At 55.5% G+C, this 16,708-nt stretch carries 13 protein-coding genes and 3 tRNA genes; all 16 read left to right on the forward strand.

Going from position 1 to position 16,708, the window contains the following annotated elements; genetic code table 11:
* Positions 1–3 precede the first annotated feature (3 nt).
* The 16 genes from birA (at position 4) to rpsG (ending at position 16,660) form a co-directional block, all read left to right on the forward strand.
* Positions 4–978, forward strand: coding sequence for a bifunctional biotin--[acetyl-CoA-carboxylase] ligase/biotin operon repressor BirA (birA, locus tag AC22G1_RS01350; protein WP_487315209.1), 975 nt, complete (start codon positions 4–6; stop codon positions 976–978).
* Positions 959–1,672 carry a type III pantothenate kinase gene (locus AC22G1_RS01355; RefSeq protein ID WP_487315210.1) on the forward strand — a complete coding sequence of 238 codons (714 nt, stop codon included), beginning with the start codon at positions 959–961 and terminating at the stop codon, positions 1,670–1,672. Before birA ends, AC22G1_RS01355 begins: the two co-directional genes overlap by 20 nt.
* A 157-nt stretch (positions 1,673–1,829) precedes the next feature.
* A tRNA-Tyr gene (locus tag AC22G1_RS01360) sits at positions 1,830–1,914 on the forward strand.
* A gap of 40 nt (positions 1,915–1,954) precedes the next feature.
* Positions 1,955–2,029, forward strand: a tRNA-Gly gene (locus AC22G1_RS01365).
* A gap of 10 nt (positions 2,030–2,039) precedes the next feature.
* Positions 2,040–2,115, forward strand: a tRNA-Thr gene (locus tag AC22G1_RS01370).
* Positions 2,116–2,214: 99 nt separating this feature from the next.
* Positions 2,215–3,399, forward strand: coding sequence for an elongation factor Tu (tuf, locus tag AC22G1_RS01375; RefSeq protein ID WP_123422713.1), 1,185 nt, complete (start codon positions 2,215–2,217; stop codon positions 3,397–3,399).
* Between the two features lie 279 nt (positions 3,400–3,678).
* Positions 3,679–4,071: a preprotein translocase subunit SecE gene (gene secE / locus AC22G1_RS01380; RefSeq protein ID WP_050660931.1), complete on the forward strand. Its 393-nt coding sequence runs from the start codon at positions 3,679–3,681 to the stop codon at positions 4,069–4,071.
* Between the two features lie 5 nt (positions 4,072–4,076).
* On the forward strand, positions 4,077–4,619 hold the full coding sequence (nusG, locus tag AC22G1_RS01385) for a transcription termination/antitermination protein NusG (protein WP_487315211.1): 543 nt from the start codon (positions 4,077–4,079) through the stop codon (positions 4,617–4,619).
* Between the two features lie 129 nt (positions 4,620–4,748).
* Positions 4,749–5,177 (forward strand): 50S ribosomal protein L11, encoded by a 429-nt coding sequence (gene rplK / locus AC22G1_RS01390; protein ID WP_050660923.1) that lies wholly within the window; start codon positions 4,749–4,751, stop codon positions 5,175–5,177.
* A 3-nt stretch (positions 5,178–5,180) separates the two neighbouring features.
* Positions 5,181–5,879, forward strand: a complete 699-nt coding sequence (rplA, locus tag AC22G1_RS01395; protein WP_050660924.1) for a 50S ribosomal protein L1 — start codon at positions 5,181–5,183, stop codon at positions 5,877–5,879.
* Positions 5,880–6,130: 251 nt separating this feature from the next.
* Positions 6,131–6,634 (forward strand): 50S ribosomal protein L10, encoded by a 504-nt coding sequence (gene rplJ, locus AC22G1_RS01400; RefSeq protein WP_050660925.1) that lies wholly within the window; start codon positions 6,131–6,133, stop codon positions 6,632–6,634.
* Between the two features lie 47 nt (positions 6,635–6,681).
* Positions 6,682–7,047: a 50S ribosomal protein L7/L12 gene (rplL, locus tag AC22G1_RS01405; protein ID WP_008486784.1), complete on the forward strand. Its 366-nt coding sequence runs from the start codon at positions 6,682–6,684 to the stop codon at positions 7,045–7,047.
* Positions 7,048–7,262: 215 nt separating this feature from the next.
* Positions 7,263–11,291 carry a DNA-directed RNA polymerase subunit beta gene (rpoB, locus tag AC22G1_RS01410; protein WP_487315212.1) on the forward strand — a complete coding sequence of 1,343 codons (4,029 nt, stop codon included), beginning with the start codon at positions 7,263–7,265 and terminating at the stop codon, positions 11,289–11,291.
* A gap of 80 nt (positions 11,292–11,371) precedes the next feature.
* Positions 11,372–15,586 (forward strand): DNA-directed RNA polymerase subunit beta', encoded by a 4,215-nt coding sequence (rpoC, locus tag AC22G1_RS01415; RefSeq protein WP_487315213.1) that lies wholly within the window; start codon positions 11,372–11,374, stop codon positions 15,584–15,586.
* A gap of 147 nt (positions 15,587–15,733) precedes the next feature.
* Positions 15,734–16,108: a 30S ribosomal protein S12 gene (gene rpsL, locus AC22G1_RS01420; protein WP_008486781.1), complete on the forward strand. Its 375-nt coding sequence runs from the start codon at positions 15,734–15,736 to the stop codon at positions 16,106–16,108.
* Between the two features lie 81 nt (positions 16,109–16,189).
* Positions 16,190–16,660 (forward strand): 30S ribosomal protein S7, encoded by a 471-nt coding sequence (rpsG, locus tag AC22G1_RS01425; RefSeq protein ID WP_050660929.1) that lies wholly within the window; start codon positions 16,190–16,192, stop codon positions 16,658–16,660.
* Positions 16,661–16,708 lie beyond the last annotated feature (48 nt).

Raw genomic sequence — 16,708 nt, forward strand, 5'->3', positions numbered from 1 at the left:
CAAATGAAAAAACTCGACCCCGCCAATCAGCTGCTGTTGGCGCAGCTTGCTGATGGGCGCTTCCATTCAGGCGAGGAACTGGGAGAAATGCTGTCCCTGTCCCGCGCATCAATCTCCAAACGGATGGCAGAACTCAGGCGCCTTGGCCTGGACGTGTTCAGCGTCAAAGGTAAAGGTTACCGCCTGCCGTATCCCATCTCCTTACTGGATGAATCCAGGCTCAAAGCGTCCCTTGGCGACAACCTCCAGGTATGGTCCGAAGTTGGTTCAACCAACGATCTACTAAAAGACGCTGCTAGCCTGACCAGCGGCGACGTGGTGCTGGCCGAGTGTCAAACCGCCGGCAGGGGGAGGCGCGGGCAGACTTGGGTTTCACCCTTTGGAGCCCATCTCTATTTCAGCCTGTTCTGGCAATTAGATAGCCGCCATGCCGCGTTGCAAGGGCTGAGCCTGGTGACCGGCGTCGCCGTAGCCAAGGCCATCAATGATTGGCTGGGTGATGCGGTACGTCTTAAGTGGCCAAACGACCTTTACCACAATGGCCGCAAGCTTGGCGGTATTCTAGTAGAGATGGTTGGCCAAGCTAATGGGCCGGTGAACATCATTATCGGTGTCGGCCTCAATGTGGCCATGCCACCCGAATCGGCCAGTAGGGTCGACCAACCCTGGGTAGACTTACAGCAAATCTATGGTCAGCAAGTCGACCGTACTGAGCTTGCTAATCAGGTGATCAGTGCCTTGCGTGAAGCTCTCACCCTTTTTGCCGATAAAGGCCTTGCCGCCTTTGTTGATGATTGGAATCGCTTGGATTGCTTTTGGGGGCAGGCCGTTGTCCTTAAAAACGAGAAGAGCCAGCAGGTGGGTATTTGCCGGGGCATTGAAGGTGATGGCGCTTTGCTGCTGGAAGCCGGCGGCCAAGTTACCCGCATCTATGGCGGCGAGTTATCAATGAGAAGCCATGACAACGCTCTTGGTTGAAGCCGGTAACAGCTTCCTTAAATCGGCGGTGCTTTCGGGGGCAAAGTTGTCCCCCTCTCTACGTTTTCAAGCTGAGCAGATCGCGGCGATGCCGGTGCCGGCAGATTGCCAGCGGATGGTTTTTGCTTCCGTGGGTAATGAGGCAATAGCCAATGCGTTTTTCTCGTTTGCCAAGTCGCAGGGTATTGAGTGCCTAGAGATTAAAAGTGAGGCCAGGGCTTTTGGAGTAACCAGTGCCTATGCCGAGCCGCAGCGCTTGGGGGTTGACCGTTGGCTCGCCATGCTGGCCGCTTTTAATGAAGCTAAAGGCGCCTGCTTGGTGCTGGATATCGGTACTGCCGCCACAGCGGACCTTATCGATAACAACGGCCGGCACCTTGGCGGTTGGATCGCCCCTGGCTTTCAAATGATGACCGATGCGGTATTGAGCCGGACGGCAAAGGTCATTGGCCTTGAACCCACCGAAGGGGAACTGGCTTTTGGCGCAAGTACCGGCACCGGTTTATATGCTGGTTGCCGTGCCATGGTCACAGGCTTTGTAAGCTCAGCCATCGCCACGGCAAAGGCCCAGATTGGCCAGGACATTCCCCTGTTCCTTACTGGCGGTGGCATTCGCCACTTGCCCAATTCAATGGGGTCTTTGGGAGCGTACCGGCCAGACCTGGTGCTTGAAGGGCTGGCGCTCTACTCCTAGGCATTGGCCAAAGTTTGCACAAATGACCGCTTTTACAGGCAAATAGCTGCAACAAGCTATTGCCCTGGCTTTCACTCTCTCTTAGAATGCGCACCACTTAATGGGCTTCTGACCGGCCTGCAGCGTGCAATACGCTCGAATCAGGACAGGAAAATTCGGTGGGGTTCCCGAGTGGCCAAAGGGATCAGACTGTAAATCTGACGGCTCAGCCTTCGAAGGTTCGAATCCTTCCCCCACCACCATATTCATGGTTTGAGGTCGCCTCTCAAAAAGGGATAGTTAGCGGGCATCGTATAATGGCTATTACCTCAGCCTTCCAAGCTGATGATGCGGGTTCGATTCCCGCTGCCCGCTCCAAATAATGTGTGCTGATATAGCTCAGTTGGTAGAGCGCACCCTTGGTAAGGGTGAGGTCGGCAGTTCGAATCTGCCTATCAGCACCACTTTTCCCTCCCTGCCTTTCAAGCCATAATATCTTTCTTGTAAATGCCATTTTTGAAGACTGCCTTGTGGCCAGTCAAATTGTGAACCGAGGGACTATCATGTCTAAAGAAAAATTCGAGCGTACGAAGCCGCACGTCAACGTAGGTACCATCGGTCACGTTGACCACGGTAAAACCACCCTGACTGCCGCCATCACCTCCGTACTGGCCAAAACCTACGGCGGTGCTGCCCGCGCTTTCGACCAAATCGATAACGCGCCGGAAGAAAAGGCTCGTGGTATCACCATCAACACCTCTCACGTTGAGTACGATACTCCGACTCGTCACTACGCCCACGTTGACTGCCCCGGCCACGCCGACTACGTCAAAAACATGATCACCGGTGCTGCCCAGATGGACGGCGCGATCCTGGTAGTAGCAGCCACCGACGGCCCGATGCCGCAAACCCGTGAGCACATCCTGCTGGGTCGCCAGGTAGGCGTTCCTTACATCATCGTGTTCATGAACAAGTGCGACATGGTTGATGACGAAGAGCTGCAAGAGCTGGTCGAAATGGAAGTGCGCGAACTGCTGTCCGCCTACGACTTCCCTGGCGACGACCTGCCGGTCATCAAAGGTTCTGCTCTGAAAGCGCTGGAAGGCGACGCTGAGTGGGAAGCCAAGATCATCGAGCTGGGCGAAGCCCTGGACACCTACATCCCTGAGCCGGAGCGCGCTATCGACAAGCCGTTCATCCTGCCCGTGGAAGACGTGTTCTCCATCTCCGGCCGCGGTACCGTGGTAACCGGTCGTGTAGAGCAAGGCATCGTTAAAGTTGGTGAAGAAGTGGAAATCGTCGGTATCAACCCGACCACCAAAACCACTTGTACCGGCGTAGAAATGTTCCGCAAGCTGCTGGACGAAGGCCGTGCTGGCGAGAACGTAGGTGTTCTGCTGCGTGGTACCAAGCGTGACGAAGTCGAGCGTGGCCAAGTACTGTGTAAGCCTGGTTCAATCAAGCCGCACACCAAGTTCGAATCCGAAGTGTACGTGCTGAGCAAAGAAGAAGGTGGTCGTCATACTCCGTTCTTCAAAGGCTACCGTCCGCAGTTCTACTTCCGTACTACTGACGTGACCGGCACCATCGAACTGCCAGAAGGCGTAGAGATGGTAATGCCTGGCGACAACATTCAGATGGTAGTAGAGCTGATCGCTCCTATCGCGATGGATGAAGGTCTGCGCTTCGCTATCCGCGAAGGTGGCCGTACCGTAGGCGCCGGCGTTGTAGCCAAAATCATCGCCTAATCGCGGTGATTGCCAGAAAACAGGGCGCCTCGGCGCCCTGTTTTTCTGAGTAAACGAAAAAAATCCTGCGGCTTCATAATCCCAGAAGAAATATTGCGCACATTCTGTTAGTATCGGCAGCTCGCTTGCGCGAGGTCGCAAATTAACTACTGGAAGGGTAGTGGGAAAAGACGCTGAAGCGTCTGGGAGAGAACGATAAAATGACTCCCCGTTTCCGCTGCCAGAGGCGCCATTCGCAGGATGGCTCCGAATCGACGAAAATTGACTAGGTTGGTCATGATGAGTGTGAATACTGAACATCAACAGCAGCCCAAAGGCGGTGCGCTGGATGTAGTTTTGTGGATCCTGGTTGTTGCTCTGCTGTGTGGCCTGGTAGTGGTTAACCACTTCTATGGCCAAGACACTTCCATGCTGATCCGTGCTGTGATTGGTGTGGCAGCTTTCGCCATTGCTATTGGTTTGGCTGCATTGACCCGCAAGGGCAAGCAAGCGCTGGCCTTTGCCAAGGAATCACGCACTGAAGTTCGCAAGGTTGTTTGGCCGACTCGTCAGGAAACCGTCCACACTACGCTTATCATCATGGCGGCCGTAGCCGTTATGGGCCTGCTGTTGTGGGCAATGGATGGCATCCTGGTACGGGTGATCGGCTGGTTCACTGGTTTGGAGATCTAATACCTATGTCAGAACAGAAAAAACGCTGGTATGTGGTCCAGGCCTTCTCTGGCTTTGAGTCCCGTGTAGCTCAGTCGCTGCGCGAGCACATCAAGATGCATGGCATGGAAGAGCATTTCGGCGAAGTGCTGGTTCCTACCGAAGAAGTGGTAGAAATGCGTGCCGGCCAGAAGCGCAAGTCCGAGCGTAAATTCTTCCCAGGCTACGTGCTGGTGCACATGGCTATGAATGACGAATCCTGGCACCTGGTGCGTTCCATTCCCCGGGTGATGGGGTTCATCGGCGGTACCTCCGACCGCCCGGCGCCGATCTCTGATAAAGAGGCCGATGCCATCCTCAACCGTCTGCAAGAAGCAGTAGACAAGCCGCGTCACAAGACCCTGTTCGAGCCCGGCGAAGTGGTACGTGTTACCGATGGTCCTTTTGCCGACTTCAACGGCGTGGTCGAAGAAGTCGACTACGAGAAGAGCCGCGTGAAAGTGTCTGTGATGATCTTCGGCCGTTCCACTCCGGTAGAGCTGGATTTCGGGCAGGTCGAAAAAGGCTAACGCACGAAAAATCGTCAAGTCGCTTGGCAGGGGCAGCGAGATTCAGTAGAATTCGCTGCCCTAATTTCTTTAGGGACCCCAAAGGGGAGCCTCTTTTGAGGCGCTAGAACCCAAATAATGAGGTAAATCATGGCTAAGAAAGTAACAGCCTACATCAAGCTGCAGGTTGCAGCTGGTATGGCTAACCCCAGCCCGCCGATCGGTCCTGCCCTGGGTCAGCACGGCGTGAACATCATGGAATTCTGTAAAGGCTTCAACGCCCGTACCGAGTCCTTGGAAAAAGGCATGCCGCTGCCTGTGGTTATCACCGTGTACAGCGACCGTTCCTTCACCTTCATCACCAAAACCCCGCCTGCCAGCTTCCTGCTGAAGAAAGCGGCCGGTATCAAGAGCGGTTCCAAAAAGCCGCACGTTGATAAAGTGGGTAAGGTTAACCGCGCTCAGCTGGAAGAAATTGCCAAGCTCAAAGAGCCGGATCTGACCGCAGCCGACATGGACGCCGCCGTGCGTACCATCGCTGGCTCTGCCCGTTCCATGGGCCTGGTAGTGGAGGACTAAGACATGGCTAAGCTGACCAAGCGTATGCGTCTCATCCGTGAGAAAGTCAACGCCACCCAAGACTACGCCATCAACGAAGCCGTTGCCCTGCTCAAAGAGCTGGCCACCGCCAAATTCGTTGAGAGCATCGACGTTGCCGTGAACCTCGGTATCGACGCACGTAAATCCGACCAAAACGTTCGTGGCGCCACCGTGCTGCCCAACGGTACTGGCCGTAGCGTTCGCGTAGCCGTATTCACCCAAGGTGCCAACGCTGAAGCCGCCAAGGCTGCTGGCGCTGACATCGTGGGTATGGAAGACCTGGCCGAGCAAGTTAAAGCCGGTCAAATGGACTTCGACGTGGTTATCGCTTCTCCCGACGCCATGCGTGTTGTGGGTATGCTGGGCCAGATCCTGGGTCCCCGCGGCCTGATGCCGAACCCGAAAGTCGGTACTGTAACCCCTAACGTTGCCGAAGCGGTTAAGAACGCCAAGGCTGGTCAGGTGCGTTATCGCAACGACAAAAACGGTATCATCCACACCACCATTGGTAAGGTTGATTTCGAAGACAGCAAGCTGAAAGAAAACCTTGAAGCTCTGCTGGCTGCCCTGAAGAAAGCGAAGCCCGCTACTTCCAAAGGTCAGTTCATTAAGAAAATCAGCCTGTCCACCACCATGGGCGCTGGTGTTTCTATCGATCAAAGCTCTCTGGACGTTCAATAATCCAGCGGCTTTGAGAGAGATTGGCGAAAGCGTCAGCAGGTGTTATACTCTGGCGCTTTCGCATGGGTCGACGTTCAAGTTTTGAACGTTCGTCCAAGACCGTAGGAGCCTTCGGGCTTAAACCTTTCCTACGCAGACGGTGTAGGCCCTAAGAGATTTTCTCTCTTGGATGCTGTCACCGTGAGGTTGTCAGGGATTTCCCCTGACATGTATTACTACCGGTTTGACCGGTGAAATCCAGGAGTAAGCCAATGGCATTAAGACTCGACGACAAAAAAGCAATTGTTGCTGAAGTCAACGAAGCTGCCAAAGGCGCGCTTTCTGCAGTTGTTGCCGATTCTCGCGGCGTAACTGTAGCAGCAATGACTCAGCTGCGTGCGACTGCCCGTTCTCAGGGTATTTTCGTGAAGGTTGTTCGTAACACCCTCGCGCGTCGTGCTGTAGAAGGTACCGATTATTCAGTACTGTCTGACGTCTTTGTTGGCCCAACTCTGATCGCTTTCTCTAACGAGCACCCTGGTGCTGCGGCGCGTCTGTTCAAAGACTTTGCCAAAGAGAACGACAAGTTTGAGGTAAAAGGTGCTGCCTTTAACGGGGAATTTATCCCTGCAGCAGACATTGACCGTCTCGCAAAACTGCCGACCTACGAAGAAGCTCTGGCGAAGCTGATGGCGACTATGAAAGAAGCCGCCGCTGGCAAGCTGGTTCGTACCCTGGCCGCACTGCGCGAGAAAAAAGAAGCCGAAGCTGCCTAAGGGCTGTTTGGGTGTAACAAATACTTCAGTAATTAGGAACTTGAGTCATGTCCGTAACTAAAGATCAAATCCTTGAAGCCGTAGCCGCCATGTCCGTAATGGAAGTGGTTGAGCTGGTTGAAGCCATGGAAGAGAAATTCGGCGTTTCTGCCGCTGCTGCTGTTGCCGTTGCTGGCGACGCTGCTGCTGCCGTCGAAGAGCAAACTGAGTTCAACGTTGTTCTGACCGCTGCTGGCGCGAACAAAGTTGCTGCTATCAAAGCCGTTCGCGGCGCCACCGGTCTGGGCCTGAAAGAAGCTAAAGACCTGGTTGAGTCTGCTCCTGCTGTTATCAAAGAAGCTATCTCCAAAGGCGAAGCCGAAGCGCTCAAGAAAGAACTCGAAGAAGCCGGTGCTTCTGTTGAGATCAAGTAATCTAGTTAATAGATTACAGCCCCTTCACGGGGGCAAAGGCTGGTGGCGTAGCGCCACCGGCCTTTTCGCGCTGTAGGAATAGGCAAAATTTCGCGTCGTTTATTTTGCCTATTCCGGCAGTTCGGTCACCCGGATTGCCAACGACAAAACGACGTTGCGCTGAGACTGTCCCGTCGGACATTAGTGGGTCACACTTTCGCGAGCTGAGGAACCCCATGGTGTACTCTTACACAGAGAAAAAACGCATCCGTAAGGATTTTGGTAAACGTTCACAAGTTCTGGACGTGCCTTTCCTGTTATCCATCCAGTTGGACTCTTTTACCAAGTTCATCGAGATGGACCCAGACGGTCAAAACGGCCTGGAAGCCGCTTTCCGTTCTGTTTTCCCGATCAAGAGCTATTCCGGCAATGCCGAGCTCCAATACGTCAGCTACCGTCTGGGTGAGCCCGTCTTTGACGTGCAAGAATGCCAGATCCGTGGTGTTACTTACGCAGCCCCGCTGCGGGTCAAACTGCGCCTGGTGCTGTTTGACAAAGAAGCGGCGCCCGGCACCGTAAAAGATATCCGCGAACAAGAAGTCTACATGGGTGAAATCCCCCTGATGACTGACAACGGTACCTTTGTTATCAACGGTACCGAGCGCGTTATCGTGTCTCAGTTGCACCGCTCTCCTGGCGTGTTCTTCGATCACGATCGTGGTAAGACCCACTCTTCCGGTAAGGTCCTCTACAACGCTCGCATCATTCCTTATCGTGGTTCCTGGCTGGATTTCGAGTTCGATCCCAAAGACAACCTCTTTGTGCGTATCGACCGTCGCCGCAAACTGCCGGCGTCCATCATCCTGCGTGCCTTGGATTACAGCACCGAGGAAATTCTTGATCTGTTCTTCGACAAGGTGACTTTCGAGATCAAGAAAGACAAGTTGATGATGACTCTGGTACCCGAGCGTCTGCGTGGCGACACCGCCAGCTTTGACATCAAGGGTATCGATGGCGAAGTGCTGGTCGAGACCGGCCGCCGCGTGACTGCCCGTCACGTTCGCCAGATGGAAAAGGACGGCATGGACAAACTGGAAGTACCTACCGATTACATTATCGGTAAGGTGCTGGCCAAAGACTATGTTGACCAATCCAGCGGTGAAGTGATTGCAGTGGCTAACCAGGAGCTGTCCCTGGATCTGCTGGCCAAGCTGTCTCAAGCCGGTTACAAGGCCGTTGAAACCCTGTATTTCAACGATCTGGACCACGGCGCTTACATGTCCGAGACCGTGCGTGTCGACTCCACCAATAGCCGCCTTGAAGCGCTGGTTGAGATCTATCGCATGATGCGTCCCGGTGAGCCGCCGACCCGCGAAGCCGCCGAAGCCCTATTCAATAACCTCTTCTTCTCTGAAGAGCGTTATGACCTGTCTACCGTTGGCCGGATGAAGTTCAACCGCCGCGTGGGCCGCGATACCATCGAAGGCTCTGGCGTACTGGATAACCAGGACATCATCGATGTCATGAAGACCCTCATCGAGATCCGTAACGGTCGCGGTGAAGTGGACGACATCGACCACCTGGGTAACCGTCGCATCCGCTCTGTGGGCGAGATGGCCGAGAACCAGTTCCGCGTTGGCCTGGTACGTGTAGAACGTGCCGTGCGCGAACGTCTGTCTCTGGGCGACATGGACGGCCTGATGCCGCAAGACTTGATTAACGCCAAGCCTATTAGCGCTGCCGTTAAAGAGTTCTTCGGTTCCAGCCAGCTGTCTCAGTTCATGGACCAAAACAACCCGCTGTCCGAGGTTACCCACAAGCGCCGTATCTCGGCTCTGGGCCCGGGCGGTCTGACCCGTGAGCGTGCCGGCTTTGAGGTTCGTGACGTACACCCGACCCACTACGGTCGTCTGTGCCCCATCGAAACCCCTGAAGGCCCGAACATCGGTCTGATCAACTCACTGTCCTGCTTTGCCCGCACCAACGAGTACGGTTTCCTCGAAACCCCGTACCGTAAGGTTGTGGACGGCCAGGTGACCGACGATGTCGAGTACCTGTCTGCCATCGAAGAAGGCCAGTACGTGGTGGCCCAGGCCAACGCTTCCGTAGACGAAAACAATCGTCTGCTGGATGAGCTTGTGCCTTGCCGTCACAAGGGTGAATCAACCTACATGAACGCCAGCGACATTCAGCTGATGGACGTAAGTCCCCAGCAGATCGTTTCTGTTGCGGCGTCATTGATCCCCTTCCTTGAACACGATGACGCCAACCGCGCCCTGATGGGCTCGAACATGCAACGTCAGGCCGTTCCGACCCTGCGCGCTGACAAGCCGCTGGTAGGTACCGGTATGGAGCGCACCGTAGCGGTGGACTCCGGCGTCTGTGTGGTGGCCAAACGTGGCGGCACCATCGACTACGTCGACGCCTCCCGTATCGTGGTTAAGGTCAATGAAGATGAAATGCTGCCTGGCGAAGCCGGCATCGACATCTACAACCTGATCAAATACACCCGTTCCAACCAGAACACCTGTATCAACCAGAAGCCGGTATGTAACGTGGGTGACCCCATCGTGCGTGGCGACGTGCTGGCTGACGGTCCGTCCACTGACCTGGGCGACCTTGCTCTGGGCCAGAACATGCGTGTCGCGTTCATGCCCTGGAACGGTTACAACTTCGAAGACTCCATCCTCATCTCCGAGCGCGTGGTGCAAGAAGATCGCTTCACCACCATCCACATTCAGGAACTGTCCTGTGTGGCGCGTGACACCAAGCTGGGGCCGGAAGAAATCACTGCCGATATCCCCAACGTCGGTGAGTCTGCCCTCTCCAAACTGGATGAGTCCGGTATCTGCTACATCGGTGCCGAAGTGAAGCCTGGCGACATCCTGGTCGGTAAGGTCACCCCCAAAGGTGAAACCCAGCTGACCCCGGAAGAAAAACTGCTGCGCGCCATCTTTGGTGAGAAGGCCTCCGACGTTAAGGACACCTCCCTGCGTGTGCCCGGTTCCACTTACGGCACCGTAATCGACGTACAGGTGTTCACCCGTGACGGCGTAGAGAAAGACAAGCGCGCTCTTGAAATCGAAGAGATGCAACTCAAGCAGGCCAAGAAAGACCTGACCGAAGAGTTCCAAATCCTCGAAGCCGGTATCTATGACCGCGCCAAGAACCTGCTGCTGTCTTCTGGTTTCGACGAAGCCAAATTGGCCAAGCTTGAGAAAGCCAAGCTGCTGGAACAGTCCATCGATGACGAAGCCAAGCAGGTTGAGCTGGAGAAGATCGCCGAACAGCTCATCGAGATCAAAGCCGACTTCGACAAGAAGTTCGAAGCCAAGCGCGCCAAGATCATCCAAGGTGATGACCTGGCTCCTGGCGTGCTGAAGATCGTCAAGGTTTACCTGGCCGTTAAACGCCGCGTACAACCCGGTGACAAGATGGCCGGTCGCCACGGTAACAAAGGTGTTATCTCCACCATCGTTCCTGTGGAAGACATGCCTTACGACGAAAACGGCAACCCCGTTGACATCGTACTGAACCCGCTGGGTGTACCGTCGCGGATGAACATCGGTCAGATCCTCGAAACTCACCTGGGCATGGCTGCCAAAGGTGTGGGCGAGCGCATCAACGAGATGCTGCAAGAGCAGCGTGAAATCGCCGAACTGCGCGACTTCCTGAAAAAGGTTTATGCCCTGGGCAACTACCGTCAGGAAGTGGACATCGACAGCTTCAGCGATGACGAAGTCATCCGTCTGGCCAAACACCTTAAAGGTGGTGTGCCGATCGCCACTCCGGCTTTCGATGGCTGCGCCGAAGCCACCATCAAAGACATGCTGGAACTGGCTGGTCTGCCCCGTTCAGGCCAGATTAAGTTGCATGATGGTCGTACCGGTAACGAGTTTGAGCGTGCGGTAACCGTGGGTTACATGTACATGCTGAAACTGAACCACTTGGTTGACGACAAGATGCACGCCCGTTCCACCGGCTCCTACAGCCTGGTTACCCAGCAGCCGCTGGGTGGTAAGGCTCAGTTCGGTGGTCAGCGGTTCGGGGAGATGGAAGTCTGGGCTCTGGAAGCCTACGGCGCCGCCTACACCCTGCAGGAAATGCTCACCGTCAAGTCGGACGATGTGAACGGCCGTACCAAGATGTACAAAAACATCGTGGATGGCGATTACTCCATGGAGCCGGGCATGCCCGAGTCCTTCAACGTATTGCTGAAGGAAATCCGCTCTTTGGGTATCAACATCGAGCTGGACGAAGAGTAAGCCGCAAGGCCGAAGTGAATCGAGGTTTGGGGGCGGCGTTCGCGCCGCCCCGCAGGGTTTAACTCCGATAGGAGAAAAGCGTGAAAGACTTACTCAAGTTTTTGAAACAGCAGAACAAGACTGAAGAATTCGATGCCATTCGCATCGGTCTTGCGTCTCCTGACATGATTCGCTCTTGGTCTTACGGCGAAGTCAAAAAGCCTGAGACCATCAACTACCGTACCTTCAAGCCGGAGCGTGACGGTCTTTTCTGTGCCCGTATTTTCGGCCCGGTAAAAGACTACGAGTGCCTGTGCGGTAAGTACAAACGCCTCAAGCACCGTGGCGTTATCTGTGAAAAATGTGGTGTTGAAGTCACTCTGACCAAAGTGCGCCGTGAGCGCATGGGTCACATCGAGCTGGCCAGCCCCGTTGCCCACATCTGGTTCCTTAAGTCCCTGCCGTCCCGTATCGGCCTGCTGCTGGACATGACCCTGCGTGATATCGAGCGCGTGCTTTATTTCGAAAGCTACGTGGTTATCGAGCCGGGCATGACCAACCTCGAAAAGAGCGCCATGCTGACCGAAGATCAGTACCTGGACGCCCTCGAGCAGTGGGGTGACGAGTTCGACGCCCGCATGGGTGCGGAAGCCGTACAGGAGCTTCTCAAGCGTATCGAGCTCGAAAAAGAAATCGAGCAGATGCGTGAAGAGCTGCCCTCTATCAACTCCGAGACCCGTCGCAAGAAAGTGACCAAGCGTCTGAAGTTGATGGAAGCCTTCTTCAAATCCGGCAACAAGCCGGAGTGGATGATCATGGCTGTGCTGCCAGTGCTGCCGCCGGACCTGCGTCCGCTGGTACCCCTGGACGGTGGCCGTTTCGCGACTTCGGATCTTAACGATCTGTACCGCCGCGTGATCAACCGTAACAACCGTCTCAAGCGTCTGCTGGACTTGGCTGCGCCCGATATCATCGTGCGCAACGAAAAGCGGATGCTGCAAGAAGCGGTTGACGCCCTGCTGGATAACGGCCGCCGTGGCCGTGCCATCACCGGCTCCAACCGTCGTCCGCTGAAATCCTTGGCTGACATGATCAAGGGTAAGCAAGGTCGTTTCCGTCAGAACCTGCTGGGTAAACGTGTCGACTACTCTGGTCGTTCCGTTATCACCGTAGGCCCGACCCTGCGCCTGCATCAGTGCGGCCTGCCCAAGAAGATGGCCCTTGAGCTGTTCAAGCCCTTCATCTACGGCAAGCTGGAAGCGCGTGGCTTGGCCACCACCATCAAAGCCGCCAAGAAAATGGTTGAGCGCGAAGTGGCCGAGGTATGGGATGTTCTGGATGAAGTGATCCGCGAACACCCTGTGCTGCTGAACCGTGCACCGACCCTGCACCGTCTGGGTATCCAGGCGTTCGAGCCCGTGCTGATTGAAGGTAAAGCCATTCAACTGCACCCGCTGGTCTGTGCCGCGTACAACGCCGACTTCGACGGTGACCAGATGGCGGTCCACGTACCGCTGACTCTGGAAGCCCAGCTTGAAGCCCGCGCGCTGATGATGTCCACCAACAACATCCTGTCCCCGGCCAACGGTGAACCTATCATCGTTCCCTCTCAGGACGTTGTACTGGGCCTCTATTACATGAGCCGTGAGCGCATCAATGCCAAAGGTGAAGGCATGGTGCTGCGTGGTCCCAAGGAAGCCGAGAAAGTCTATCGCGCTGGCCTGGCTGACCTGCATGCTCGCGTCAAAGTGCGTATCACCCACTGGGTGGAAGCCGAGAACGGCGAATACGTTGCTGACATCCGTCTGACCGACACCACTGTTGGCCGCGCCATTCTGAGCCTCATTCAGCCCAAGGGCATGCCCTTTGAGCTGATCAACCAGAACATGGGTAAAAAGCAGATCTCTCGTCTGCTGAACGCCTGTTATCGTCGCCTGGGCCTGAAAGATACCGTTATCTTTGCTGACCAGCTGATGTACACCGGTTTCCATTACGCCACCCTGGCGGGTGCCTCTGTTGGTATCGATGACATGGTCATCCCCGATGCCAAAGCGGCCATCATTGCCGAGGCGGAAGCGGAAGTTGCCGAGATCCAGGAGCAGTTCTCCTCTGGTCTGGTAACCGCCGGCGAGCGTTACAACAAAGTAATCGATATCTGGTCAACCGCGAACGAGCGCGTTTCCAAAGCCATGATGAGCAACCTCTCTACCGAAGAAGTAGAGAACCGCGACGGCGAAATGGAAACTCAGGCGTCCTTCAATTCCATCTACATGATGGCGGACTCCGGCGCCCGGGGTAGTGCGGCTCAGATCCGTCAGTTGGCCGGTATGCGGGGCCTGATGGCCAAGCCCGATGGCTCCATCATCGAGACCCCTATCACCGCGAACTTCCGTGAAGGCTTGAACGTACTGCAGTACTTCATCTCCACCCACGGTGCGCGTAAAGGTCTGGCGGATACCGCACTGAAAACCGCGAACTCCGGTTACCTGACTCGTCGTCTGGTCGACGTGGCGCAAGATTTGGTTATTACCGAATCCGACTGTGGCACCCTCGAAGGTCTGTGGATGACTCCGCTGATCGAAGGTGGTGACGTAGTAGAGCCGCTGCGCGAGCGCGTACTGGGCCGTGTGGTCTGTGAAGACGTACTGGTTCCCGGCAGCGACGAAGTGCTGATGCCGCGTAACACCCTGCTGGACGAGGCCAAGGTGGATATCCTTGAAGCCAACTCCGTTGACCAGGTAAAAGTGCGCTCCGTTATCACCTGTGATACCGACTTCGGTGTTTGTGCTCACTGTTACGGCCGCGACCTGGCCCGTGGCCACATCATCAACGGCGGTGAGTCCATCGGTGTTATCGCTGCCCAGTCCATCGGTGAGCCGGGTACCCAGCTCACCATGCGTACCTTCCACATCGGTGGTGCCGCATCCCGGGCGACTGCAGAGAACTCCGTACAGGTGAAAAACACCGGTTCTCTGAAGCTGCACAACGCCAAGTTCGTTGAGAACGTTGACGGTAAAGTGGTAGTAACTTCTCGCTCCACCGAGCTGACCGTAACCGACGAAAACGGCCGCGAGCGTGAGCGCTACAAGCTGCCCTACGGTGCCGTGCTGTCCAAGAAGGACGGTGAGGCTGTGACCGGTGGCGACATCGTTGCCAACTGGGACCCGCACACCCACCCGATCATCACCGAGGTAAAAGGTCGCATCAAGTTCGTGGACATGCTTGACGGCGTGACCATGAGCCGCCAGACCGATGACCTGACCGGTCTGTCCAGCATCGTTATCCTCGAGCCGTCTCAGCGCCCAAGCGCCGGTAAAGAGATGCGTCCGATGGTGAAACTGGTGGACGAAAAGGGTAAGGACGTCAACATCGCTGGTACCGATATTCCGGCCCAGTACTTCCTGCCCGGTAACGCCATCGTTAACCTCGATGACAACGTCGAAGTGAACGTGGGTGACGCCCTGGCGCGTATTCCGCAGGAAACGTCCAAGACCCGCGACATCACCGGTGGTCTGCCACGGGTTGCCGACTTGTTCGAAGCCCGTCGCCCGAAAGAGCCTGCCATTCTGGCGGAAATCACCGGTACCATTTCCTTCGGTAAAGAAACCAAAGGTAAACGTCGCCTGGTGATCACCCCGGCCGAAGGCACCGCTTACGAAGAGATGATCCCGAAATGGCGTCAGCTCAACGTGTTCGAAGGTGAACAGGTTCAACGTGGTGAAGTTATCGCCGACGGTCCGGAAGCACCTCAGGACATCCTGCGCCTGCGTGGTATCGAAGCCGTTGCCCGTTACATCGTTAACGAAGTGCAAGACGTTTACCGTCTGCAGGGCGTTAAGATCAACGACAAGCACATCGAAACTATCGTTCGCCAGATGCTGCGTAAGTGCACCATCAACAACCCGGGTGATTCCGAGTTCTTGGAAGGCGAAACCCAGGAAGTGGCCCGCGTCAAGATCGCTAACCGTGAGCTGGAAGAAGCCGGCAAGCAACCTGCGAGCTTTGAGCGTCAGCTGCTGGGTATCACCAAAGCCTCTCTGGCTACCGAGTCGTTCATCTCCGCGGCCTCCTTCCAGGAGACCACCCGCGTACTGACCGAAGCGGCTGTGTCCGGTAAGGCTGATGACCTGCGTGGTCTGAAAGAGAACGTCATTGTGGGCCGTCTGATCCCGGCCGGTACCGGTTACTCCTATCACCAGGAGCGCAACCGTCAACGGAACCGTGGTGCCGTTATTGCCGAGCCGCAGATGACTGCCGACGATGCAGAAAAAGCGCTGACCGATCTGCTGAACGCTGATCTGGGTGGCGAAGAGTAAAAGTTGTCATAACAACGTCAAAGGCCGTCCCTAAAGTGGACGGCCTTTGTTGTCTTGACACTTTTTTGAGCGGCATTTAGAATGCCGCGGCCCTTATTGGGGCGATTTTTCACCGTAAAAAGCATCTAACCAGGAGTTAGCAAGCTAATGGCTACAATTAACCAGCTGGTGCGCAAGCCCCGCGTCAAGAAAGTTGCTAAGAGCAACGTTCCTGCGCTGGAAGCCTGCCCCCAAAAGCGTGGTGTATGTACTCGTGTGTACACCACCACCCCGAAGAAGCCGAACTCCGCACTGCGTAAAGTTTGCCGTGTGCGTCTGACCAACGGCTTCGAAGTGACTTCCTACATCGGTGGCGAAGGCCACAACCTGCAGGAGCACTCCGTTGTTCTGATCCGTGGCGGTCGTGTAAAAGACCTGCCAGGTGTGCGTTATCACACCGTACGCGGCACCCTTGACTGTGCTGGCGTTAAAGATCGTAAGCAAGCCCGTTCCAAATACGGCGCCAAGCGGCCCAAGTCTTAATGGTTCTCCGTTAAGTAAGGCCAAGCTAAGTATTCATTAATTAGGTTTTGGGTAATCCCTGAAGCATACGGAGAATAAGTCATGCCAAGACGTCGCGTGATTGGTCAACGCAAGATCCTGCCTGATCCGAAATTCGGATCCGAGATCATTGCCAAATTTGTCAACGTTGTAATGGTTGACGGTAAGAAATCTACTGCCGAGAAGATCGTTTACGGTGCCCTGGACATCATGAACGAGAAAACCGGCAAGTCGCACCTGGAACTGTTCGAAACCGCCCTGGACAACGTTCGTCCTGCGGTCGAGGTTAAGTCCCGCCGTGTGGGTGGTTCCACCTACCAGGTGCCTGTTGAAGTACGTACTGTGCGTCGTAACACCCTGGCTATGCGCTGGCTGGTAGATGCTGCCCGTAAGCGCGGTGAAAAATCCATGGCTGCTCGTCTGGCCGGTGAACTGCTGGACGCTGCCGATAACAAAGGTTCTGCCGTTAAGAAGCGCGAAGACGTGCATCGCATGGCAGAAGCGAACAAAGCATTCGCTCACTACCGCTGGTAATGCTGTTGTGGCCCCTTTCGGGGGCCACCTATTTCACAGCATCACCAT

The sequence above is a fragment of the Gallaecimonas zhanjiangensis genome, from assembly GCF_057624825.1.

What these genes read in the sequence shown, in the direction of transcription:
- birA (WP_487315209.1), top strand. Translation starts at nt 4, where the DNA reads ATGAAAAAACTCGACCCCGCCAATCAGCTGCTGTTGGCGCAGCTTGCT.
- AC22G1_RS01355 (WP_487315210.1), top strand. Translation starts at nt 959, where the DNA reads ATGACAACGCTCTTGGTTGAAGCCGGTAACAGCTTCCTTAAATCGGCG.
- tuf (WP_123422713.1), top strand. Translation starts at nt 2,215, where the DNA reads ATGTCTAAAGAAAAATTCGAGCGTACGAAGCCGCACGTCAACGTAGGT.
- secE (WP_050660931.1), top strand. Translation starts at nt 3,679, where the DNA reads ATGAGTGTGAATACTGAACATCAACAGCAGCCCAAAGGCGGTGCGCTG.
- nusG (WP_487315211.1), top strand. Translation starts at nt 4,077, where the DNA reads ATGTCAGAACAGAAAAAACGCTGGTATGTGGTCCAGGCCTTCTCTGGC.
- rplK (WP_050660923.1), top strand. Translation starts at nt 4,749, where the DNA reads ATGGCTAAGAAAGTAACAGCCTACATCAAGCTGCAGGTTGCAGCTGGT.
- rplA (WP_050660924.1), top strand. Translation starts at nt 5,181, where the DNA reads ATGGCTAAGCTGACCAAGCGTATGCGTCTCATCCGTGAGAAAGTCAAC.
- rplJ (WP_050660925.1), top strand. Translation starts at nt 6,131, where the DNA reads ATGGCATTAAGACTCGACGACAAAAAAGCAATTGTTGCTGAAGTCAAC.
- rplL (WP_008486784.1), top strand. Translation starts at nt 6,682, where the DNA reads ATGTCCGTAACTAAAGATCAAATCCTTGAAGCCGTAGCCGCCATGTCC.
- rpoB (WP_487315212.1), top strand. Translation starts at nt 7,263, where the DNA reads ATGGTGTACTCTTACACAGAGAAAAAACGCATCCGTAAGGATTTTGGT.
- rpsL (WP_008486781.1), top strand. Translation starts at nt 15,734, where the DNA reads ATGGCTACAATTAACCAGCTGGTGCGCAAGCCCCGCGTCAAGAAAGTT.
- rpsG (WP_050660929.1), top strand. Translation starts at nt 16,190, where the DNA reads ATGCCAAGACGTCGCGTGATTGGTCAACGCAAGATCCTGCCTGATCCG.